The organism is Dyadobacter arcticus (assembly GCF_011762185.1).
Classification (GTDB): domain Bacteria; phylum Bacteroidota; class Bacteroidia; order Cytophagales; family Spirosomataceae; genus Dyadobacter; species Dyadobacter arcticus.
In genome coordinates this window covers 536,476-556,511 of sequence record NZ_JAASQJ010000001.1, presented here as the reverse complement: position 1 = coordinate 556,511, position 20,036 = coordinate 536,476, and the positions used below count along the sequence as shown (strand labels likewise).

The following is a 20,036-nucleotide window of genomic DNA, read 5'->3' as shown; positions in this document are numbered from 1 at the left end:
ATAAGGATTAGTATTAAAAAAATATGTTTAGGAATGCGGTCAAAATACATTTTCCATTAGTTTTACGGAAATTAACCATTGGGAAAGCTATGAAAAAAAACCGTTTTGTAGGGCGTTTTGCCACATTTTTTTTGACGGTGGCATTGTTGTCGTCTGCCGTTTATTCGTGCAAAGAAAAAAATGAAGATATAGTTAAGCCTATCACTATTACGGATATCATTCTTCAGAATGAACAGTTCAGCATGCTTCGTGATATTATGTTGTATGCCGGAATGAGTGATGCAATGCGTACCGAAAATTACACGCTTTTTGCTCCAAATAACAATGCGTTCGGGAAAGCTAACATTTTCAATTCCAGTGCAATAACCTCCCTGCCAAAAGACTCCGCCCGGCTCTTTATCCAGAATCATATTGTAAAAAAGAGCTTTCCTTACATAGACTTGAAGGTAGGTAATCAGGAATCTGTCAACCGCAAAAAACTAACCATCACAAAAGTTGACAGTTTAATCAATATCAATAAATCAGAAATTCTTATCAAAGATGTGAAAGCTGCTAACGGTTTGATCCACGTGATTGACAGTCTGCTGGTTCGATAATCCCAAGCAAAAAAGGAAGACCGGGCAGAAATTTCTACCCGGTCTTCCTTTTTCAGTATCCGCTAAAACTGCTCTGTGTGAGCAAAGAAAAAGCCGCCTTCAATTTCAGCATTTTCATCAGAATCGGATCCATGGATCGCATTTGCTTCAATGGATTTGGCAAATAACTTGCGAATTGTGCCTTCATCGGCATTAGCCGGGTTAGTAGCGCCAATTAATATCCGAAAGTCAGCTACCGCATTTTCTTTTTCCAGTATCATTGGAACGATTGGGCCGGAAGACATATATTGGCAAAGGTCATTGTAAAAAGGACGCTCACTATGCACAGCATAAAATTCTCCCGCCCGTTCAACCGTCAATTGCGTTCTCTTAAGAGCTACGATACGAAATCCCGCCTCCTCAATCATTTTAATAATGGAACCTGAATTGCCATCCTGCGCGGCATCCGGTTTAATCATGGTAAATGTTCTATTCGTTGGCATACTTTCAGCTAAATTTAATTTTTGGTGCAAAACTACTATTTTTCACTTTATATCCTTATCAAGCTACACATTAACCAAATAGCGGTTAGAAAACATGGAACGATGGCAAGCCTTTAGCACTCAGCATTAAGCAAATCCCAACAGTTTTATTAATTTTGGGCTCTCGTTACCGCAAGTGAATTCTTCTTTTGAATTAAATAACTGTGAATCAAACTATTAAAGAGCTTAGCTCTTTTTTATCTCTTCCCCAAAAAATCATCATTACGATGCATCGTGACCCAGACGCTGACGCGCTGGGATCTTCGCTTGGGTGGGCGAGTTATTTGACTAAGAAAGGGCATGATGTTACCGTCATTAGTCCCACAGAATATGCGGCTAATCTGCGCTGGCTTGCTGGCATGGACCAGGTATTGGTTTTTGAAAAATCATCACAGCAGGGACAATGCAGGAGAAAAATTGAGCAGGCAACATTAATCTGTTGTCTTGACTTTTCAGCATTATCAAGATTGAAAGACCTCGGAAAAGTTGTCCAGGATGCTGCTGCTCCCAAGATGATGATCGATCATCATCTTGAACCTGAACATTTTGCGAAGTGGATGATCTGGGATACAAATGCCGCTGCCACAGCTCAGCTGGTGTATTCGCTGGTCAAGGAAATGGAAGTTGGCCTGCCTGCCAAAGAAATTTTCGACATTCCAATGGCTGAATGTCTTTATGCAGGCATTATGACTGACACGGGCTCGTTCAGGCATGCAAATGTCACACCCGAAGTCCACCTGGCAGTTGCAGATTTGATGCTCACAGGTTTTGACTGCAGCCGCGTTCATAGGCTTATTTATGATAATGCGCCGTTATCAAGATTGCAGTTTCTTGGCTATGTCCTTTCACAAAAACTGATTGTTCTTCCTCAATATCGCACCGCTTACATGGTGCTCACAGAAGCTGAATTGCACAAATTCAATTCCAGTTCTGGCGAGACGGAAGGCATTGTGAATTACGGCTTACAGGTTGAGAATGTCGTCATGTCGGCTATGTTCATTGAAAGGAAAGGAGAGGTCAAAATTTCCTTTCGATCAGTGGGTTCGTTTTCGGTAAGGGATCTGGCAAGTACCCATTTCAGTGGGGGCGGACACAAAAATGCGTCGGGAGGCCGCTCAGAACATTCAGTAAATGAAACGGTTGCGACTTTTTTAAGTGTACTGCCGTCATACGAACAGGATCTTTTAAGCGTTGACTAAAATTAATTCTTACTTCAAAATTCACCCAAATATTTTTCTAATAAACACAATCCAATGAATCTTAAAACAATCGGTTATGCAATGGGCATAACCATTCTCACAGCGGCTTGCAACCAATATCGAACGCAGGTTACAGAAAGTGGCCTTAAATATCAGATTTTCGAGCATGAAGATGATGCACGAAAAGCAAAGCTGGGAGATATCATGACATTCCATCTTGTTTTGAAAAATGGTACTGACTCTACATTAAGAGATACATATAAAGAAGGGACTCCTCATAAAATGGTTTTGCAGGCGCCCCAGTACAAAGGTAGCTTTGAGGAAGGGCTTACATTACTTGCGGCTGGTGATAGTGCCAAATTCATGATCAATGCGGATACGCTTTTTGCGAAAATCGGTCAGCAGATGCCGCCGATGATTAAAAAGGGATCAGAACTTAGTTTTACGGTAAAGGTCGTCAGCGTCCTTACCTCGGAAGAGTTTGAAAAGCAACAATCTGAATCAAAAACCAAGCAGAAAACGATTGACGATAAGATTATCAGCGATTTTTTGACCAAGCAGAATTTGAAAGCAAAGGCGCGCAAAACAGCGTCAGGCTTATATTATATAGTACTGGCGGAGGGAACAGGGGTAAATCCTAGTGCGGGTGACAATGTTAAGGTACATTACACAGGTAAATTCCTTGATGGAAAAGAGTTTGATAGTTCTAAAAATCAGGGAAAACCACTCGACCTTCAGGTCGGCGCAGGAATGGTTATTCCAGGATGGGACGAAGGTATTATGTTAATGAAAAAGGGAGAAAAGGGTTTGTTGCTGATACCATCATCCCTTGCTTATGGACCCGAGGTTTACGGTCCAATCCCTGCAAACTCTATCTTGCAATTTGAGATGGAGCTAATTGATTTTAGCAAAGGACCGCAACAACCTGCGGCACCTGCGCTGACACCACCAAGCAGATAAATTAAGTAACATTAATAGGACGGCTGCTTCATAAGAGTAGCCGTTTTTTTGTAAAATGCATTTTCAATTTCATTTGCGTAAACATGAAACTTTGTTTTGCAACACACAACATTCATAAACTGGAAGAAATACAGGCGCTGTTGGGCAATCATTTTGAACTTCTAACATTAGATGACATTGGCTGCAATGCAGAGATACCAGAGCCATTCGACACCATTGCTGAAAATTCAAGAGAAAAGGCCCGCTATGTTAAGGATGAATTTGGCGTGAATTGTTTCGCCGACGACACCGGCCTTATGGTTGATGCATTGAATGGAGAGCCAGGCGTGAAATCGGCAAGATATGCGGGCTTACAGCGAAATTCAAACGACAATATGAAGCTACTACTAAATAATCTCACCGGATCAAAAGATCGCAAAGCACGGTTTGTCACAGTAATTACGCTCACATTAAACAACGTTTTCCACGAATTCGAGGGAAGTGTAGAAGGGCAGATTATATTTGAAAAACGAGGAATTCACGGCTTTGGCTATGACCCAATCTTTGTACCGGACGGATATGATAAAACCTTCGCGGAGATGACAATGCAGGAAAAAGCAACGCTCAGTCACAGATCACGGGCATTCGCCAAGCTAGTCAATTTTCTTAAAAAGCATAACTAGTATTCATCAATTAAATCACACCAATATGTCGGACTTTAACTCAGACGATTACCGCATTGACGGCACGAAGAAATTTGATATTAAAAAGGCTAAGACGCGCTTTAATGACATTTATAAAGATAAGGACGAGTATGAGTCCATGCAAAGCAAGTCGGCAGCGGAATTGGATGCGTTGCAAAGCGTAATGTATGCGCATAACCGATACGGACTACTGGTTATTTTTCAAGCAATGGACGCTGCTGGGAAAGACGGAACAATCAAACATGTTCTTTCTGGTGTAAATCCGGTAGGCGTCAAAATTCATTCCTTTAAAAGGCCAACTGAAACTGAATTAGAACATGATTTTCTTTGGAGAACCAATCAGGTACTGCCTCAGCGGGGTACAATCACCATTTTTAACAGAAGCTATTATGAAGAAGTACTTGTTGTGAAGGTTGAGCCAGATATTCTCACCCAATCGCAACGGATCCCCGTTGAACTGACAGCTGATATGGATAAGTTTTGGAAAAACCGATATTCTGACATTAGCAACCTCGAAAAATATTTGTTCAGAAATGGAATCAGGGTTATAAAATTCTTCCTGAATGTGTCGAAGGCAGAGCAGGCGAGCAGGTTGATAGAACGAATAGAAGATCCTTCCAAAAACTGGAAATTTGAGGAGCAAGATGTGAAGGTTCGCGACAAATGGAACGACTATATGCAGGCGTACGAAGACTGCATTAACGCTACTGCATCAAAAAAAGCACCGTGGTACGTGATACCAGCGGATGACAAAAAAAATCTGCGACTTACTGTGGCAAACATCATTGTGGAAGAGCTTAAAAAAATGGATATGACCTATCCGGAAACGGGAGCTGAACGAACAGCAGAGTTGCACCAATTTGTTGATATTATCAATCAGCAGACTATAACAGAATAATTGCTAAGATGCTTAACAAGAAAAAGGCGGCCGAACTGATCGGCCGCCTTTATAGCTATGCATGGTGTGATGTTAATCTTTATTTGATAGTGAAATTGCCACCACCTATTTTATAGCCTTCTGCATACAATTCTACATTATATTTTCCTGGACGGAATTGCGAAGTATTATCATAAAGCATTTCAACTTTCTGATTGTTATTTTGATATGCTATTGACTCTCTTGTTGTGAATTTAGACGGCGCACCATCTACTTCAAATTCTCCTGATCCAGTTGCATTATCAGATAAAACTGCTCCCTCAGGATCTAATACCCTTACGTAAATATCTTTTGATTCTTGTGCTGTCAATTCATTCTCTGGAAGATTGAAAACCAACTTAAGTTTATCAACTCTTTTAGATTTATATTCTTCCTTATCTTTTACTTTTCCTCTTGAATTAACAGTCAAAATTTTCAGATTTTGAGCTCTTAGCGATGCTGCTTTGCTCACTTTTTCGCTAAGCTCTTTATTAGCCACTGTAAAAGTTGATACAGAGTCTGTTAATTCTGCCTGGCGTTGAACCAATCTTTCCCGTTCGCTGGTGAGTGATCCTACATGCGTGCTCAGGGAATCGTTTGAAGCAACAAGATGCTCATTCTCAAGTTTGAGCTGTGCAATCATCTCGTCTTTTTCAACCAGGAATTTTTCGTATTCCTTGATTTTACCGAGATATTTGTTTGTTTCAACTTTTCTGCTGCGGCTAAATGCCAATTTATCAGCTTCCAGTTTCTCTTTAACCTTATTCAATTCGGTAACATCACCACCAAGTCTTTCAACTTCTGCAATTTTTGCGTCCAATACAGTGGAAATAGAGTCCAGTTTCGTTTTTGTAACAGCCAATTCCCTTGCTTTTTCAACTACCATTGTTTCCTGTTGAGTCAACTCTTGTTTTTGAGTTGTAAATAGGTAGCCAAACATGGCTGTTGCAAGTCCAAGGACAACGACCATTGCCCATGCTATGCTTTGCTTATTTTTTTGTTCTTGCTCCATTTTGAGTTACGATTTTACTTGTGATTCAGTTTTTATATGCACAAACTGTTAAACACAGCTGTGTGATATCATTCTAAATGCAACCAAATTTATGCCGATCGGCAAAAAGTACTGTAATCTCCTCCGCGCAAAACCATCAATATCCCTGGATAATACCAAAAAGATAGCCTAAACGATTCGTGTAGGCTATCTTTAATTCAAATTTGCAAATCACAAAATTTCGCTGCTATACCGTCAAAGTGGTTTGTTTGACATTCGAAAAATGGGTAATGTTTACCCAAACTATGGTGGAAGGATACAATACAATGAATGGACACAACCCGCTATAATCCTATTTTCGACTCAATTTGAAACAACTTTTTATCCATGAAGATTAGCTTTTGATATCCGTGCACTGAAAAGGATTTCAACTCCCAGAGATTATTTGCTTTCGTGCAGATTAATTCGATGCTTTTTTCCGAATCGTAGATTTTATTTTCAGATTTCAGCAGTGCCTTCACATATAAAGGTTGGTTGATGGACTTATCCGTAACGATCTTCAGATAACGCACTGGTAAATTCATATTAGGCCTAAGCGTATACTCGTACTCGGACGAATCCTTCCGAACCACATCGTAACTTTGCCGATATGCAGGTTTATTGATATCCGCCTGTATGAATAATTCCAACTCCTTTTTCCAATCAATGTTTGTTGATTTTCCAATTTCCTTTTTCCCATTCAACATTGTGGTTTTGTAAACCATTGGCTTTTTCTCATCCAAATAAACGATCTGATTGTCGACGAACCCTTTAAGATCATAGTAATATTTTTCATTCTTGTCGTTGGTCTGCTCACTCCCACAAGACAAGAGCAAAAAAAAGAGTGGTATTAACCAAATTTCGGAAAGCCTCTTCACTGCTTTAACACTTCGATTAGATGTAATAGAATAACACATTTTTGATCTTTTGTTATTGATCCTTATTAAAAAAAAGAGAGCCTTTTCAGACTCTCTGGAAAATAACGTCTTTCACTCCGGTAAAGTTACAAAATGCTTGTCCCAGTCATTTCCTCAGGCTGAGCGATTTCCATCAGTTGAAGGATAGTGGGTGCAATGTCTGCAAGTTTTCCATCATGAATTGGTGCCTGATAATGGTTATCCACCAGCACACAAGGTACCAGATTCAGCGAATGCGCTGTATTGGGAGATCCGTCGTCATTCACCATATAATCTGAATTACCATGATCCGCGATGATGATGGATGAATAGCCGTGCCTTAGACCCGCTGTAACAACAGCTTCCACGCATTGATCAACCGTTTCGCATGCTTTGACGGCAGCTTCAAATACGCCGGTATGACCCACCATATCAGCATTTGCGAAATTCAGACAAACGAAATCAACTTCCTCTTTCTCTAACTCAGGGATAATGGCGTCTCGGATTTCATAAGCAGACATTTCTGGTTGAAGGTCGTAAGTTGCAACTTTTGGAGATGGGCAAAGCAAGCGGCTCTCGCCTTCAAAAGTTTTCTCTCTACCTCCCGAAAAGAAAAAGGTGACGTGTGGGTATTTCTCTGTTTCCGCAATTCTGATTTGCTTTTTCCCAGCCGCTTCCAATACTTCTCCAAGTGTATGATTTAGATTGTCCTTATCAAAAATCACATCGACACCTTTATATGTATCATCATAATTAGTCATGGTGATATATTTTAGGTTCAACTTGTGCATGTTTTGCTCGTGAAAATCTTGTTGGGTAAGTACTTCCGTAATTTCTCTTCCACGATCAGTACGGAAATTGAAACACAGCACCACATCCCCATCTTCAATCAGCGCCAGCGGCGTACCATCAATATTGGTTGCGATTATAGGCAGAATAAATTCGTCCGTCACACCCTCCTCGTAAGAGGCTTTCACCGCTTTTAACATATCCGAAGCTGGTACGTGATTCCCTTCCCCATGCACCATTCCATCATAAGCAAGCTTTACCCGTTCCCATCGTTTATCCCGGTCCATCGCATAGTATCTCCCCGTAATGCTTGCCAATTGTCCCGTAGTTTGAGCCATGGCATCTTCAAGTTCAGTAAGGAAGCCCAGGCCACTTTTAGGATCGGTATCCCTTCCATCCGTAAACGCATGAACAAAAACATTTGTCAATCCGCGATCCGAGGCAATTTTACAAAGGCCTTTCAAGTGGTCGATGTGCGAATGCACGCCTCCATCAGATACCAAGCCAATGAAATGGACCTTTTTGCCATTTGCTTTTGCATAATCCAACCCGTTTGTAAGAACTGGCTCATTTGCTAGCGTGCCTTCGGAAACTGCGAGATTAACTTTTACAAGATCCTGATAAACTACCCTGCCGGCTCCTAGATTGGTATGTCCGACCTCCGAATTACCCATCTGACCATCTGGGAGACCGACCGCCAACCCACTTGCAGCCAGTTTGCTATGAGGATAGTTTTGCAAAATGCTGTCGTAAAAAGGAGTGTTAGCTGCGATAATAGCGGAACGGCTTTCTTCGCCAACCTTGGCGATTCCCCAACCATCCATGATTATGAGAATTACTTTTTTGCTCAATGTCTTAAATTTTATGATTTATCACTTGAAGCTTCTGCCTATCACTCTGACTTTTCAAGCTCAGAAGGTTCGTTATTTTCATCAATAATTACGTAAACCTCTTCATTTGGGCGACGCATCAGAAATTTTTCACGCGCCAATTTTTCAAGCATTTTCGGATTTCCGAATACTTCGTCTCTTTCCTTTTTTACCTGGCTGATTTTTTCCAACAGAATGGACTTCTCGGTTTCCAGCTCCTTCATTTTGATCCTGTTAGAAAAAACAACCCTGAGATTATTATTATCAAGCACGAAAATCCACACAAGCCAAGCCAGCAAAGTGGCTATGTAAAAATTCCTTAGAGTATGGAGAGACCAGAATGACTTGTTTTTCATTTCAAAATGCCTTGAAACAGAACCGGAGCTAAAAGCTCCGGTTCCTAATGTAATATTAGAATTTCAATCCTGGAAAATATGCACTTTCTCCGAGTTCTTCCTCAATGCGCAATAACTGATTGTATTTGGCCATGCGGTCAGAACGGGAAGCAGATCCGGTTTTGATCTGACCTGTATTTAATGCAACAGCAAGGTCAGCAATTGTTGAATCCTCCGTTTCTCCCGAGCGGTGAGACATGATGCTTTTGTAACTATTACGTTTTGCAAGATTTACGGTGTCAATAGTCTCTGTTAATGTTCCGATCTGGTTAACTTTAACAAGAACCGCATTTGCTATTTGGGATTCAATGCCCTGTTGCAGACGGGTTACATTGGTTACAAATAAATCATCTCCAACCAGCTGGCATTTGTTACCAACAGAATCTGTCAAAGTTTTCCAGCCAGCCCAGTCATCCTCGCCCATACCGTCTTCGATGGAAATGATAGGATATTTGGCAACCCACTGAGTCCAGTAGTCCGCCATCTCAGGTGACGTCAGTTTACGACCATCTGATTTTTTAAAATGGTAGAATCCATCTTCGAAAAATTCAGAAACAGCAGCATCCATTGCGATAAATATTTCTTCGCCCGGCTTATATCCTGCTTTTTCAATAGCTTGAATTACAATCTCAATAGCTTCCTCGTTCGATTTGATATTAGGAGCAAAGCCACCTTCATCACCTACGTTCGTTGAATATCCTTTGCTTTTTAAAACAGTTTTAAGCGTGTGGAATACTTCTACACCCATACGAAGCGCCTGAGAAAATGTTTCAGCTTTCGCGGGCATAATCATGAATTCCTGGAAGTCTATTGAATTATCTGCATGGCTACCACCATTCAGGATATTCATCATTGGAACCGGCAATGTGTTTGCATTGGTACCACCTACGTAACGATACAATGGCAGGTTTGCTTCTTGCGCGGCAGCTTTTGCAGCGGCCAAGGAAACGCCCAGAATTGCGTTCGCCCCAAGCTTACCTTTGTTGGGAGTGCCGTCCAATTCCAGCATAATTTTATCAATCAGATTTTGCTCAAATACAGAACATCCAATCAATTCAGGAAAAATAATGTCGTTTACATTTTCAACCGCTCTCAAAACACCTTTGCCCACATAAACACTTTTATCGTCATCACGAAGTTCAACGGCTTCATGCTTTCCGGTGGAAGCACCAGAAGGAACAGCAGCGCGTCCCAGATAACCATTTTCTGTTCGTATATCAACTTCTACCGTTGGGTTTCCTCTTGAATCAAGAATTTGTCTTGCATGCACTGACTGAATCGTACTCATTAGCAGCTTGTGGTTTGATTAAAAATTTGAACATGTTAACATTACAAAATAACACAAAAAAATTGTCATCCATAAACTAGAATTCACTTTTGGGTAAATTTCACATGTTGTTAACCTAGTGAATTTATCTGACAATCAGTATCGTTTTGGTTGTTTGGAAAAGAAAAAAGCCTCCGCATCGGGAGGCTTCTTCATACTAATTTTCACTTAGCAATTTTATGAAATCGTCGAAAAGATAACGAGAATCGTGCGGTCCCGGTGATGCCTCCGGGTGGTACTGCACCGAGAATGCCGGATGGTCTTTTCTTCGGATACCCTCAATTGTTTTATCGTTCAAATTAACGTGTGTTATCTCGATGTCGGGATGGCTTTCAATTTCATCGGGGTTGACTGCAAATCCATGATTTTGTGAGGTTATCTCGCAAAAACCAGATATTAGGTTTTTAACTGGATGGTTCAACCCTCTATGACCGTGATGCATTTTATAAGTATTAATGCCACTTGAAAGTGCCAAGAGCTGATGACCGAGGCATATGCCAAAAAGAGGCTTATTACTCTTTATCATCTGGTTTACACTTTCAACCGCATATAACATTGCAGATGGATCTCCCGGACCGTTTGAAATGAAAAATCCATCTGGCTGCCATTTCATTACTTCCTCAAAAGATGTTTTTGCGGGAAAGACTTTGCAATAGCATCCTCTTGAAGTCAGATTTTTGAGAATGCTTTTCTTTATGCCATAATCCATGACAGCGATTCTCCATTTGCTCGTCTTCTCATCGCCCATGAAATACGCTTCGTCCGTGGTAACCTGGGACGATAGTTCTAATCCGTCCATGGAAGGGATTTTCTTTAATTCTTCCATAAGCTGTGCTTCATCCAGGATTTCAGAAGAAATAATTGCATTCATTACACCTTTTTGCCTTACATGCCGCACCAGGTGTCTTGTATCGACATTGCTAATACCAACAATACCGGCCCTTTCAAAATATTCCTGCAATGAAAAGTCGGCAGTATAACGGGAATAAATGGTGGAAAAAGTATTACAAACCATTCCCCGGATCTTTACAGAAGACGATTCCTCTTCATCCTCTAATTGAACTCCATAATTTCCGATATGGGAATTCGTGTTAACAATAATCTGACCGTAATAGGAAGGATCGGTATAAATTTCCTGATACCCTGTCATGCCCGTGTTGAAGCAAATTTCTCCACCAGTTGTACCATGGATGCCCAAGGCCAATCCTTTGTATGCTGTTCCGTCTTCCAGCAATAACAGAGCTTCCCTTTTTTGATTCATATTGAAGATAATCTTTACTTTATTTGGCCCGAAAATGAAGCATTCTGAGGGTTAATTAAAAATCCGGTGCAAAAATAGAAATTTTTAGCCATAAAAAAGGGTTAAACGAAACCGTTCAACCCTTTTCATATATCATTTTCAGATTTCCAAAACTATTCCTTTTCAGTTTCGCCTGGTAATTCTTCACTTTCTTTCACATCTTCAGAATCAGGTTCTGCTTCTGCAACGATTGGATGATCCACTTTCTTGACAGGTGACGCAGCTACTACTTCATCCGTTGAATCTGACTTTTTAACTCCACCTCTTCTGCTCCTACGCGTTTTTGCTGGTTTATCAGCATTTGCAAGTAACAAAGCATCATTAAAGTCAACCAACTCGATCAGCGCTTTTTCGGCCGCATCACCAAGTCTGTTCCCCAATTTGATGATTCTTGTGTAACCACCTGGGCGCGAAGCTATTTTATCTGAAACGATACCAAAAAGTTCTTTGGTTGATTCCTTGTCGTTCAAATAAGAAAATGCGATCCTTCTGTTATGTGTAGAATCTTCCTTCGCGCGGGTTAACAAAGGTTCTACGTATTTACGAAGCTCCTTTGCCTTTGTCAAAGTTGTTTCAATTCTCTTATGGATAATCAAGGAAGAAGCCATGTTTGAAAGCATTGCCTTGCGGTGAGATGCTGTTCTTCCTAAGTGATTATCTTTCTTACCGTGTCTCATTGTTTTTTTGTTTAGTTGCTTCGAGCTGCGACGATCGCGCTACAGAATACATCCTTATGATGGAATATTAATTAATCCTCGTCCAAACGATATTTGGCAACATCCATCCCAAACGTCAATTGCTTGTCAGCAACAAGTTGCTCTAACTCAGTGAGGGACTTTTTACCAAAATTGCGGAACTTCATCATGTCAGAAATTTCAAGCCTTACCAAATCACCAAGTGACTTAACATCAGCAGATTTCAAACAGTTATACGCACGAACCGAAAGATCCAATTCTGACAAAGATGTTTTCAGGAGCTTTCTCATGCGAAGCATTTCTTCATCAACCTGATTATCTTCTTCTGCCTTCTGCTTCTCAAACGTCATTGTTTGGTCAGAGAACAACATGAAATGTTGAATCAAAATGTTTGCTGCACCCTTCAATGCATCCTCAGGATGGATTGAACCATCAGTTTGGATATCTATTAAAAGACGCTCATAATCGGTGCGTTGTTCTACACGTGTATTTTCAACACTGTATTTGACATTTTTGATAGGTGTGTAGATTGAATCCACAGCGATATATCCAAACGGCAATTCATTTGCCCTTGGCTCATCGGCCGGAACATAACCTCTTCCTTTGTCCAAAAGAAGTTCCATTTCGAACTCCTTTTGATCATCTATATGACAAATCACCTGATCTGGGTTCAAAACCTCGAATGCATTGGTAAACTTACCAATGTCGCCAGCCGTTATAGCCGACACATTTTTAAGATTTACAACGATTCTGCTTTCGCTCAGATCAGAAACTTTTTTAAAACGAACCATTTTTAGGTTCAGGATGATTTCTGTTACATCCTCAACAATACCTTCGATAGAAGAAAACTCATGAAGAACTCCAGGGAACTTCACACTCGTGATGGCATAGCCTTCCAAAGATGAAAGAAGTATTCTACGTAACGCATTACCAATTGTTACGCCGTATCCTTTCTCTAAAGGCTTAAACTCAAACAACCCGTGAAAGTCATCTGCTTTTTCCATGACGACCTTATCAGGCATTTGGAAAGCTAATATTGACATAGTCCTTGCTCCTTTTTAAGTAGTAAATGATAGTTGATCACGCTACCGTTACCTTTGCGATCGCAAAATTGCCGTTTCCGGCCAAAAAAGCACTCCCTCGAAACGAGGAAGTACCGAATGATGAAGATATTATTTAGAATACAACTCAACGATAAGTTGCTCGTTGATGTTTTCCGGGATTTGTTCGCGTTCTGGGAAAGTGACAAACTTTCCAGACAAACTTTGAACATCCCACTCCAGCCAGTTAAAACCTTTGGAGCTATGTCCTGCTAAGCTATCTGTAACGGCTTCAAGAGATTTAGATTTCTCTCGAACAGTTACAACCTGGCCCGGACGCAGAGAATAAGAAGGGATATTAACAATTTCTCCATCAACAAGAATGTGCTTGTGAGAAACTAGCTGACGTGCAGCGCGCCTAGTTGGGGAAATTCCCAGACGATAGACTGTATTATCCAAACGAGCTTCACAGTACTTTAAGAGGTTTTCACCAGTAATACCCTCTTTAACCGAAGCCTTTTCAAAAAGATTGCGGAACTGTCTCTCAAGTATACCGTAAATAAATTTCACCTTTTGCTTTTCCATTAACTGTAAAGCATATTCCGACTTTTTGGAACGGCGACCCTTTCCGTGCATTCCGGGAGGGTAATTCTTTTTTGCAAGCGCCTTGCTCGGTCCCATAATGGGTTCTCCGTAACGTCTTGCAATCTTTGATTTGGGACCTGTATAACGTGCCATTAAAAACTTTTTGTTTACTTATAATTAATAAAAAACCATTCGGTAACCCCAGTGTCCAAATTACGAATGGATAATAAACCTATACTCTGCGACGCTTCGGAGGGCGGCAACCATTGTGAGGCAATGGAGTGATATCACGAATGGTGGTCACTTCAATTCCCGCATTTTGAATGGTACGGATCGCCGACTCACGTCCGGATCCAGGACCTTTAACAAATACTTCTGCTTTACGCATTCCCAGATCAAAAGCAACCTGAGCTGCACTTTGAGCCGCGGTCTGAGCAGCATATGGAGTATTTTTCTTCGATCCCCTGAATCCCATTTTACCAGCGGAACCCCAGGAAATAACCTGTCCGTTGCTATTGGTAATAGAGATAATAATATTGTTGAAAGAAGCCTTAATATGAACCTGCCCAACAGATTCTACTACTACTACCCTTTTTTTCGCTTTATCTTTTCTTTTGTTCTGTGCCATTGCTTATGGAATAAGTTGTGGATCGCATCCACTGCTCATTGTTTATTTGGTAGCCTTTTTCTTGTTCGCTATTGTTTTGCGTTTTCCCTTACGCGTACGAGAATTGTTCTTAGTTCTTTGTCCACGCAATGGCAACCCTTTACGATGGCGAAGGCCACGATAACAAGCAATATCCATCAAACGCTTAATGCTTAGCTGAACTTCCGACTTTAGGGCGCCTTCTACTTTATACTCACCAGCAATGACCGCACGGATAGCTCCAGACTCATCATCAGACCAGTCTATTACTTTTTTATCCAAATCAACACCAGCTTTTCCTAGAATCTTCTTAGCGGAACTACGTCCAATTCCAAAAATATAAGTCAATGAGATTTCGCCTCTTTTACGGTCTGGAATATCAACTCCTGAAATACGTGCCATAATGATTAACCTTGTCTTTGTTTATACCGTGGGTTCTTTTTATTTATTACATACACTTTACCCTTACGGCGTATAACTTTGCAGTCTTCGCTGCGCTTCTTAACTGATGCTTTGACCTTCATCTGATTATACTTATGTGTTAATAAAAGGTGATCAACTTCTTACTTATATCTATAGGTAATTCTTGCCTTTGACAAATCATAAGGAGACATTTCCAATTTTACACGGTCTCCCGGTAATATTTTTATATAGTGCATTCTCATTTTTCCGGATATGTGCGCTATTACTTCATGTTTGTTTTCTAATACAACCCGAAACATTGCGTTTGACAAAGCTTCGAGAATTACTCCATCCTGTTCTATTGATGCTTGTTTAGCCATTCGTGGTGTTTATTACTTCACTTCCACCATAAGGCTGGTGTTGGCCGTGACTTTTTCTATGTAGTCAAAAGTTGTCAGAATCTCAGCCTTGCCTTTACGAACTACAACTGTATGTTCAAAATGAGCGGAATACTTTCTATCGCTTGTCCTGATTGTCCACCCATCCCGCTCCTGCATAACTGACTTGGATCCAAGATTAATCATGGGCTCAATAGCTAAAACCATTCCCTCCCTCAACCTGACACCCTTTCCTCTTTTTCCGTAATTCGGAACTTCTGGGCTTTCATGAAGATCTTTTCCGACACCATGTCCAACCAACTCCCTAACAACAGTATATCCTCTCTCCTCCACATAGCTTTGAACTGCAAATCCTATATCCCCTATCCGCAAACCATCAATTGCTTGATCTATTCCCCTGTATAACGACTTTTTCGTTGCCGAAAGAAGATTCATTACTTCTCTTGATACCTCACCGACTGGATAGGTATAAGCACTATCACTATGGAAACCATTCAACTTAACCCCACAATCAATAGACACTACATCTCCGTCTTTCAATATATAACTTCCAGGGATACCATGAACAACAACCTCATTTACAGATATACAAAGAGAAGCTGGGAATTTGTTAAACCCTTTGAAAGAAGGAATTCCTCCATAGTCACGGATATACTCCTCCGCAACAGCGTCGAGCTTAGCGGTTGTAATTCCGGGTTTAACCCAAGTTGCAACCTCCGCATGCGCCTTACCTAAAACCTGGGCACTTACCTTTATAAGGGCTATTTCCTCCTCTGTTTTAAGATAAATCATCTTTTATCAGATAGCAACGCTCTCTGTTCTACCTTTAACCCTACCAGACTTCATCAAACCTTCGTATCTTCTCATTAAAAGATAGCTCTCGACTTGTTGTAGCGTATCCAACACAACACCAACCATAATTAGTAAAGAGGTTCCTCCAAAGAAATGGGCAAAATCTGTTGACACGCCCAATAAACTTGCGAATGCAGGCAGAGTAGCTACCACGGCTAGCATTAAAGAACCGGGAAAAGTAATCCTGTCTAGTACAGAGCTAATATATTCCGATGTCTGTTGCCCGGGCTTCACGCCTGGGATAAAACCTCCACCTCTCTTCATATCGTCCGCAATTTGCTGCGGATTCACCGAAATGGCTGTATAGAAGAATGTGAAAACAATGATCAATACCGCAAAAAGCAGGTTATACTGCCATGTAGTATAATTTGCGAAGATAGTTGCAACATTACTGGCAAAATCGCTCTTCTCAGCAAAGTATGAGGCACCCAACGAAGGGATAAACATCAAAGCTTGCGCAAAAATGATGGGCATTACTCCCGCCGCATTGAGTTTCAATGGCAAATACTGACGTTGCCCGCCCATTACCCTGTTTCCCACTACCTGTTTGGCATACTGAATGGGAATTCGTCGCACAGCCTGAGTCAACATGACGGCACCCATAATTACAAAATACAGGGCCACTATCTCAAGCACAAATAGCAAAATTCCACCACTACCCCTCGAAACAAATTCCTTGTATATTGCTCCTGGAAACCTGGACACAATGCCAATCATAATAAGCATTGAAATACCATTCCCGATTCCTTTATCTGTAATTCTTTCTCCAAGCCACATACAAAACATGGTCCCCGCAGTCAACACAAATACAGATGAAATAGAGAAGAGACTTCTGCTAACAAGCAGGGCTTCGTCTGGCACAGTAGTATTCAAGTAAGCAGTTCCCTGAACCAGGGTTACCACTATGGTAAGCACCCTTGTGATTTGATTCAATTTTTTGCGACCTGACTCACCTTCCTTCTGCATTTTCTGAAAGTAAGGCAATGCCATCGTCAACAACTGAATGGCAATAGACGCAGAAATATAAGGCATGATACCCAACGCAAAGATGGATGCCTTACTAAAAGCTCCCCCTAAAAAAGTATCAAGAAGTCCCAACAAACCCTGCGAAGAAACATTCATTTGGTCCGGCTCAACCCCCGGTAATGCCACGTAAGACCCCAAACGAAAAATAGTTATAAACAACAAAGTGTTGAGAATACGCGTTCTCAACTCCTCTATCGCAAATATATGTTTAATTGTCTCTAAGAATCGTTTCATGTTCTGGGCTTACATTAGTCTATCAAGTAGTAAATTAGTTACTTGAATAGCACAATTATAATTTGACCGCCTTACCTCCTGCCTTTTCGATCGATTCTACCGCCGATGCAGAAAATCCATGAGCATGAATTTCAACTGCAGACGTAATCTCCCCCCTATTGAGAATTTTGACCAAGTCCTTCCTCGCCAAGAGACCATGTTCGCTAATTAACTCAGGAGTAATCACGGTAGCCCCAATTTTTTCAGCCAGGGCCTGAATCGCATCCAGATTTAGGGCTTTGTACTCGATTCTATTGATATTGTTAAAGCCAAATTTAGGCAACCTTCTTTGAAGCGGCATTTGCCCTCCCTCAAAACCCGTTTTTCTGCTGTAACCTGAACGAGATTGAGCACCTTTATGACCACGCGCCGATGTTCCGCCTCTACCAGAGCCCTGACCACGTCCAACTCTTTTTCCTACCTTTACAGAACCTGCTGCCGGTTGTAGTGAACTTAGATTCATACTATTCGTATCTATTAAATTTCCTCAACTTTTACCAAATGGCTTACCTTACGGATCATTCCCGCAATCGCATCGCTATTTTCTTTTTCTACCGTTCTATTCAACTTACCCAAACCTAATGCCTTGATAGTCAGCTTTTGTTTCTCAGGACGGTCGATCGTGCTCTTAACTTGTGTAATGCGTACTTTTGACATGATTACTTTCAGATATAGAATAACCTCTAATTGATTATCCGTTGAAAACTTTATCCAATTTGACACCACGCTGAAAAGCTACCTGATGTGGTGCTCTCATTTTTAGGAGTGCGTCGATAGTAGCTTTGATAACATTGTGCGGATTTGACGATCCCTTAGATTTTGCGAGTACATCCTTAATTCCCGCACTTTCCAAAACTGCTCTCATAGGACCTCCTGCAAGAACGCCAGTACCCGGAGCAGCAGGCTTGATAAGAACAAAACCGCCGCTGAATTTACCTTCCATTTGATGCGGGACAGTATGTTTCAACATAGGAATTTGAATCAAATTTTTCTTTGCATCATCGATTCCTTTTGCAATGGCGTCAGTGACCTCATTAGCTTTACCTAATCCATATCCAACAACACCATTTCCGTCACCTACCACAACTATGGCAGAAAAGCTAAAACGACGTCCACCCTTTACTACCTTTGCCACCCGATTAATCGCAACAACGCGTTCTTTCAGATCTGATTCGTTAACCTTTGAAGGTCTTGTATTTGTAGACATAGTCTTTGTTATACTTAGAATTTCAGGCCACCCTCGCGAGCTCCTTCGGCCAATGCTTTTACTTTTCCATGATACAAATATCCGTTACGATCGAAAACCACCGCCTGAATACCTGCCTCTTGCGCTTTCTCAGCTATTTTTTTCCCTACCAGAAGAGCTGCTTCAATATTAGAATTTTCCTTTCTTCCTCCAAGCTCCACAGATGATGCACTCGCAAGTGTAATTCCGTTGATATCATCTATAATTTGTGCGTAAATGCTAGTATTAGACCGAAATACTGAAAGTCTAGGGCGTTCAACACTGCCCTTCACCCTTTTCCGAATGTGTAGCTTTAGACGCTGTCTTCTGTCTGCTTTTGCGTTAGCCATTTTAATCTTATCTAACTTTATTTATACATTAATTTTTGTAACGTACTACTTCTTGGAGGCAGATTTGCCAGCTTTACGGCGAACCTCTTCACCAACAAAGCGTATGCCTTTTCCTTTGTAAGGTTCAACTTTCCTTAATGACTTAATCTTGGCCGCAACCGAACCGATTAACTCCTTGTCAATTCCTTCCAAAATCACTTTAGGATTTTGTCCCTTTTCAGAAGTTGTAGTCAACTTAATTTCTTCTGGTATTGCCATGAAAATATTGTGTGAATAGCCAAGTTGCAGCTCCAACACATTATTAGCAGCGCTTGCTTTATAACCCACACCAATTATCTCCAATTCTTTCCTATAACCCGTACCAACTCCAATAACCATGTTGTTGATCAAGGAACGATACAAACCATGCAAAGCCTTATGGCGTTTCTGCTCTGTCGGACGTTTTACTTTCAATTCATTACCTTCTACTTCAACCGTGATATCAGTATCCACGGCTTGTAAAAGTGTGCCTTTCGGCCCTTTAACCGAGACAATGTTATCCTCTGCAACTGATACCGAAATTCCAGCCGGTAAAACGATAACCTTATTTCCTATTCGTGACATCTCCTGAATTACTTTAAAATATTAATACACGAAACACAACAATTCACCACCAACGTTCAATGTTTTAGCCTCTTTATCAGTCATCACACCTTTTGACGTAGAAATAATAACAGTTCCTAATCCGCCTAAAACACGCGGTAAAGTTAAAGAACCTGAATATTTACGAAGTCCTGGTTTACTTATCCTCTCTAATTTCACAATCGCAGATTGCTTTGTAACCGGATTGTACTTCAAAGCTATCTTAATTGTCCCCTGGGGGCCAATTTCATCAAACTTGTAACTCTGAATATATCCTTTGTCAAAAAGCACCTTTGTAATTTCTTTCTTTATGTTGGATGCAGGTATCTCAACAACCCTGTGCTTCGCTTTGATAGCGTTTCTGAGTCTCGTCAGATAGTCTGCTATGGGATCCGTTAACATTTTTAAGCCTAGTTTAAACACCCCTTTTAAAACGGGAGTG

Annotated in this window: 27 protein-coding genes; 5 read left to right on the top strand and 22 right to left on the bottom strand. The window is 40.9% G+C overall.

From position 1 onward, the window contains the following. The first annotated feature begins 89 nt into the window (after positions 1-89). Positions 90-596, top strand: coding sequence for a fasciclin domain-containing protein (locus tag FHS68_RS02500; protein ID WP_167266938.1), 507 nt, complete (start codon positions 90-92; stop codon positions 594-596). A gap of 62 nt (positions 597-658) precedes the next feature. Here the strand turns inward: FHS68_RS02500 and FHS68_RS02495 are convergent, their stop codons facing one another. Beyond that, the gene (locus FHS68_RS02495) at positions 659-1,078 is read right to left on the bottom strand and encodes a nucleoside-diphosphate kinase (protein WP_167266936.1); all 420 of its coding nucleotides are present in this window, start codon (positions 1,076-1,078) and stop codon (positions 659-661) included. A gap of 203 nt (positions 1,079-1,281) precedes the next feature. Between FHS68_RS02495 and FHS68_RS02490 the strand changes: the two genes are divergently transcribed. The 4 genes from FHS68_RS02490 to FHS68_RS02475 all read left to right on the top strand — a co-directional run bounded on the left by FHS68_RS02490 (position 1,282) and on the right by FHS68_RS02475 (position 4,857). Next, positions 1,282-2,316: a DHH family phosphoesterase gene (locus FHS68_RS02490; RefSeq protein ID WP_167266934.1), complete on the top strand. Its 1,035-nt coding sequence runs from the start codon at positions 1,282-1,284 to the stop codon at positions 2,314-2,316. Between the two features lie 54 nt (positions 2,317-2,370). Continuing rightward, entirely contained in the window at positions 2,371-3,276 is a 906-nt protein-coding gene (locus FHS68_RS02485; RefSeq protein WP_167266932.1) for an FKBP-type peptidyl-prolyl cis-trans isomerase, read from the top strand. An 83-nt stretch (positions 3,277-3,359) separates the two neighbouring features. Next, positions 3,360-3,938 carry an RdgB/HAM1 family non-canonical purine NTP pyrophosphatase gene (gene rdgB, locus FHS68_RS02480; RefSeq protein ID WP_167266931.1) on the top strand — a complete coding sequence of 193 codons (579 nt, stop codon included), beginning with the start codon at positions 3,360-3,362 and terminating at the stop codon, positions 3,936-3,938. Between the two features lie 25 nt (positions 3,939-3,963). Next, the gene (locus FHS68_RS02475; RefSeq protein WP_167266929.1) at positions 3,964-4,857 is read left to right on the top strand and encodes a polyphosphate kinase 2 family protein; all 894 of its coding nucleotides are present in this window, start codon (positions 3,964-3,966) and stop codon (positions 4,855-4,857) included. 79 nt (positions 4,858-4,936) lie between these two features. Here FHS68_RS02475 and FHS68_RS02470 read toward each other — a convergent pair whose 3' ends face one another. The 21 genes from FHS68_RS02470 to rpsH form a co-directional block, all read right to left on the bottom strand. Continuing rightward, on the bottom strand, positions 4,937-5,887 hold the full coding sequence (locus FHS68_RS02470) for a DUF8428 domain-containing protein (RefSeq protein WP_167266928.1): 951 nt from the start codon (positions 5,885-5,887) through the stop codon (positions 4,937-4,939). A gap of 323 nt (positions 5,888-6,210) precedes the next feature. Beyond that, positions 6,211-6,741, bottom strand: a complete 531-nt coding sequence (locus FHS68_RS02465) for a hypothetical protein (protein ID WP_208408131.1) — start codon at positions 6,739-6,741, stop codon at positions 6,211-6,213. Positions 6,742-6,908: 167 nt separating this feature from the next. After that, on the bottom strand, positions 6,909-8,441 hold the full coding sequence (gene gpmI / locus FHS68_RS02460; protein WP_167266926.1) for a 2,3-bisphosphoglycerate-independent phosphoglycerate mutase: 1,533 nt from the start codon (positions 8,439-8,441) through the stop codon (positions 6,909-6,911). A gap of 41 nt (positions 8,442-8,482) precedes the next feature. Next, positions 8,483-8,815: an FtsB family cell division protein gene (locus FHS68_RS02455; protein ID WP_167266924.1), complete on the bottom strand. Its 333-nt coding sequence runs from the start codon at positions 8,813-8,815 to the stop codon at positions 8,483-8,485. A gap of 55 nt (positions 8,816-8,870) precedes the next feature. After that, positions 8,871-10,142: a phosphopyruvate hydratase gene (eno, locus tag FHS68_RS02450; protein ID WP_167266922.1), complete on the bottom strand. Its 1,272-nt coding sequence runs from the start codon at positions 10,140-10,142 to the stop codon at positions 8,871-8,873. 196 nt (positions 10,143-10,338) lie between these two features. Continuing rightward, positions 10,339-11,442, bottom strand: coding sequence for a glutamine-hydrolyzing carbamoyl-phosphate synthase small subunit (carA, locus tag FHS68_RS02445; RefSeq protein WP_167266920.1), 1,104 nt, complete (start codon positions 11,440-11,442; stop codon positions 10,339-10,341). A gap of 152 nt (positions 11,443-11,594) precedes the next feature. Further along, complete coding sequence (gene rplQ, locus FHS68_RS02440; RefSeq protein ID WP_167266918.1) at positions 11,595-12,158, bottom strand: 50S ribosomal protein L17; 564 nt, start codon at positions 12,156-12,158, stop codon at positions 11,595-11,597. Between the two features lie 71 nt (positions 12,159-12,229). Next, the gene (locus FHS68_RS02435; protein WP_167266916.1) at positions 12,230-13,219 is read right to left on the bottom strand and encodes a DNA-directed RNA polymerase subunit alpha; all 990 of its coding nucleotides are present in this window, start codon (positions 13,217-13,219) and stop codon (positions 12,230-12,232) included. 129 nt (positions 13,220-13,348) lie between these two features. Continuing rightward, a complete protein-coding gene (gene rpsD / locus FHS68_RS02430) occupies positions 13,349-13,954 on the bottom strand; it encodes a 30S ribosomal protein S4 (protein ID WP_167266914.1) in 606 nt (201 codons plus the stop codon). A gap of 79 nt (positions 13,955-14,033) precedes the next feature. Further along, on the bottom strand, positions 14,034-14,429 hold the full coding sequence (gene rpsK / locus FHS68_RS02425; protein ID WP_031528731.1) for a 30S ribosomal protein S11: 396 nt from the start codon (positions 14,427-14,429) through the stop codon (positions 14,034-14,036). A 42-nt stretch (positions 14,430-14,471) separates the two neighbouring features. Further along, positions 14,472-14,849 (bottom strand): 30S ribosomal protein S13, encoded by a 378-nt coding sequence (gene rpsM / locus FHS68_RS02420; protein ID WP_167266912.1) that lies wholly within the window; start codon positions 14,847-14,849, stop codon positions 14,472-14,474. A gap of 5 nt (positions 14,850-14,854) precedes the next feature. After that, positions 14,855-14,971, bottom strand: a complete 117-nt coding sequence (gene ykgO, locus FHS68_RS02415; protein WP_015813811.1) for a type B 50S ribosomal protein L36 — start codon at positions 14,969-14,971, stop codon at positions 14,855-14,857. 39 nt (positions 14,972-15,010) lie between these two features. Beyond that, complete coding sequence (infA, locus tag FHS68_RS02410; RefSeq protein WP_015813810.1) at positions 15,011-15,229, bottom strand: translation initiation factor IF-1; 219 nt, start codon at positions 15,227-15,229, stop codon at positions 15,011-15,013. A gap of 12 nt (positions 15,230-15,241) precedes the next feature. Continuing rightward, positions 15,242-16,039, bottom strand: a complete 798-nt coding sequence (gene map, locus FHS68_RS02405) for a type I methionyl aminopeptidase (protein ID WP_167266910.1) — start codon at positions 16,037-16,039, stop codon at positions 15,242-15,244. Between the two features lie 6 nt (positions 16,040-16,045). Continuing rightward, a complete protein-coding gene (gene secY / locus FHS68_RS02400; protein ID WP_167266908.1) occupies positions 16,046-17,359 on the bottom strand; it encodes a preprotein translocase subunit SecY in 1,314 nt (437 codons plus the stop codon). A 55-nt stretch (positions 17,360-17,414) separates the two neighbouring features. Next, complete coding sequence (gene rplO / locus FHS68_RS02395; RefSeq protein WP_167266906.1) at positions 17,415-17,861, bottom strand: 50S ribosomal protein L15; 447 nt, start codon at positions 17,859-17,861, stop codon at positions 17,415-17,417. Positions 17,862-17,875: 14 nt separating this feature from the next. Beyond that, positions 17,876-18,055, bottom strand: coding sequence for a 50S ribosomal protein L30 (gene rpmD / locus FHS68_RS02390; RefSeq protein ID WP_167266904.1), 180 nt, complete (start codon positions 18,053-18,055; stop codon positions 17,876-17,878). A gap of 34 nt (positions 18,056-18,089) precedes the next feature. Next, positions 18,090-18,605 (bottom strand): 30S ribosomal protein S5, encoded by a 516-nt coding sequence (gene rpsE, locus FHS68_RS02385; RefSeq protein ID WP_167266902.1) that lies wholly within the window; start codon positions 18,603-18,605, stop codon positions 18,090-18,092. A 14-nt stretch (positions 18,606-18,619) separates the two neighbouring features. Then, on the bottom strand, positions 18,620-18,973 hold the full coding sequence (gene rplR / locus FHS68_RS02380; RefSeq protein WP_167266900.1) for a 50S ribosomal protein L18: 354 nt from the start codon (positions 18,971-18,973) through the stop codon (positions 18,620-18,622). A 45-nt stretch (positions 18,974-19,018) separates the two neighbouring features. Next, positions 19,019-19,576 (bottom strand): 50S ribosomal protein L6, encoded by a 558-nt coding sequence (rplF, locus tag FHS68_RS02375; protein ID WP_167266898.1) that lies wholly within the window; start codon positions 19,574-19,576, stop codon positions 19,019-19,021. Positions 19,577-19,597: 21 nt separating this feature from the next. Continuing rightward, a complete protein-coding gene (rpsH, locus tag FHS68_RS02370; protein ID WP_167266897.1) occupies positions 19,598-19,996 on the bottom strand; it encodes a 30S ribosomal protein S8 in 399 nt (132 codons plus the stop codon). Positions 19,997-20,036: the final 40 nt, after the last annotated feature.

Excerpts from the sequence above, each read along its gene's own strand:
- rpsK (WP_031528731.1), bottom strand. The coding sequence starts at position 14,429 with ATGGCACAGAACAAAAGAAAAGATAAAGCGAAAAAAAGGGTAGTAGTA.
- carA (WP_167266920.1), bottom strand. The coding sequence starts at position 11,442 with ATGAATCAAAAAAGGGAAGCTCTGTTATTGCTGGAAGACGGAACAGCA.
- rplR (WP_167266900.1), bottom strand. The coding sequence starts at position 18,973 with ATGGCTAACGCAAAAGCAGACAGAAGACAGCGTCTAAAGCTACACATT.
- secY (WP_167266908.1), bottom strand. The coding sequence starts at position 17,359 with ATGAAACGATTCTTAGAGACAATTAAACATATATTTGCGATAGAGGAG.
- eno (WP_167266922.1), bottom strand. The coding sequence starts at position 10,142 with ATGAGTACGATTCAGTCAGTGCATGCAAGACAAATTCTTGATTCAAGA.
- rdgB (WP_167266931.1), top strand. The coding sequence starts at position 3,360 with ATGAAACTTTGTTTTGCAACACACAACATTCATAAACTGGAAGAAATA.
- ykgO (WP_015813811.1), bottom strand. The coding sequence starts at position 14,971 with ATGAAGGTCAAAGCATCAGTTAAGAAGCGCAGCGAAGACTGCAAAGTT.
- map (WP_167266910.1), bottom strand. The coding sequence starts at position 16,039 with ATGATTTATCTTAAAACAGAGGAGGAAATAGCCCTTATAAAGGTAAGT.
- rpsD (WP_167266914.1), bottom strand. The coding sequence starts at position 13,954 with ATGGCACGTTATACAGGTCCCAAATCAAAGATTGCAAGACGTTACGGA.
- FHS68_RS02500 (WP_167266938.1), top strand. The coding sequence starts at position 90 with ATGAAAAAAAACCGTTTTGTAGGGCGTTTTGCCACATTTTTTTTGACG.
- FHS68_RS02475 (WP_167266929.1), top strand. The coding sequence starts at position 3,964 with ATGTCGGACTTTAACTCAGACGATTACCGCATTGACGGCACGAAGAAA.
- rpsM (WP_167266912.1), bottom strand. The coding sequence starts at position 14,849 with ATGGCACGTATTTCAGGAGTTGATATTCCAGACCGTAAAAGAGGCGAA.
- FHS68_RS02435 (WP_167266916.1), bottom strand. The coding sequence starts at position 13,219 with ATGTCAATATTAGCTTTCCAAATGCCTGATAAGGTCGTCATGGAAAAA.
- rpsH (WP_167266897.1), bottom strand. The coding sequence starts at position 19,996 with ATGTTAACGGATCCCATAGCAGACTATCTGACGAGACTCAGAAACGCT.
- rplO (WP_167266906.1), bottom strand. The coding sequence starts at position 17,861 with ATGAATCTAAGTTCACTACAACCGGCAGCAGGTTCTGTAAAGGTAGGA.
- FHS68_RS02485 (WP_167266932.1), top strand. The coding sequence starts at position 2,371 with ATGAATCTTAAAACAATCGGTTATGCAATGGGCATAACCATTCTCACA.
- rplF (WP_167266898.1), bottom strand. The coding sequence starts at position 19,576 with ATGTCACGAATAGGAAATAAGGTTATCGTTTTACCGGCTGGAATTTCG.
- infA (WP_015813810.1), bottom strand. The coding sequence starts at position 15,229 with ATGGCTAAACAAGCATCAATAGAACAGGATGGAGTAATTCTCGAAGCT.
- FHS68_RS02495 (WP_167266936.1), bottom strand. The coding sequence starts at position 1,078 with ATGCCAACGAATAGAACATTTACCATGATTAAACCGGATGCCGCGCAG.
- FHS68_RS02455 (WP_167266924.1), bottom strand. The coding sequence starts at position 8,815 with ATGAAAAACAAGTCATTCTGGTCTCTCCATACTCTAAGGAATTTTTAC.
- rplQ (WP_167266918.1), bottom strand. The coding sequence starts at position 12,158 with ATGAGACACGGTAAGAAAGATAATCACTTAGGAAGAACAGCATCTCAC.
- FHS68_RS02470 (WP_167266928.1), bottom strand. The coding sequence starts at position 5,887 with ATGGAGCAAGAACAAAAAAATAAGCAAAGCATAGCATGGGCAATGGTC.
- rpsE (WP_167266902.1), bottom strand. The coding sequence starts at position 18,605 with ATGTCTACAAATACAAGACCTTCAAAGGTTAACGAATCAGATCTGAAA.
- rpmD (WP_167266904.1), bottom strand. The coding sequence starts at position 18,055 with ATGTCAAAAGTACGCATTACACAAGTTAAGAGCACGATCGACCGTCCT.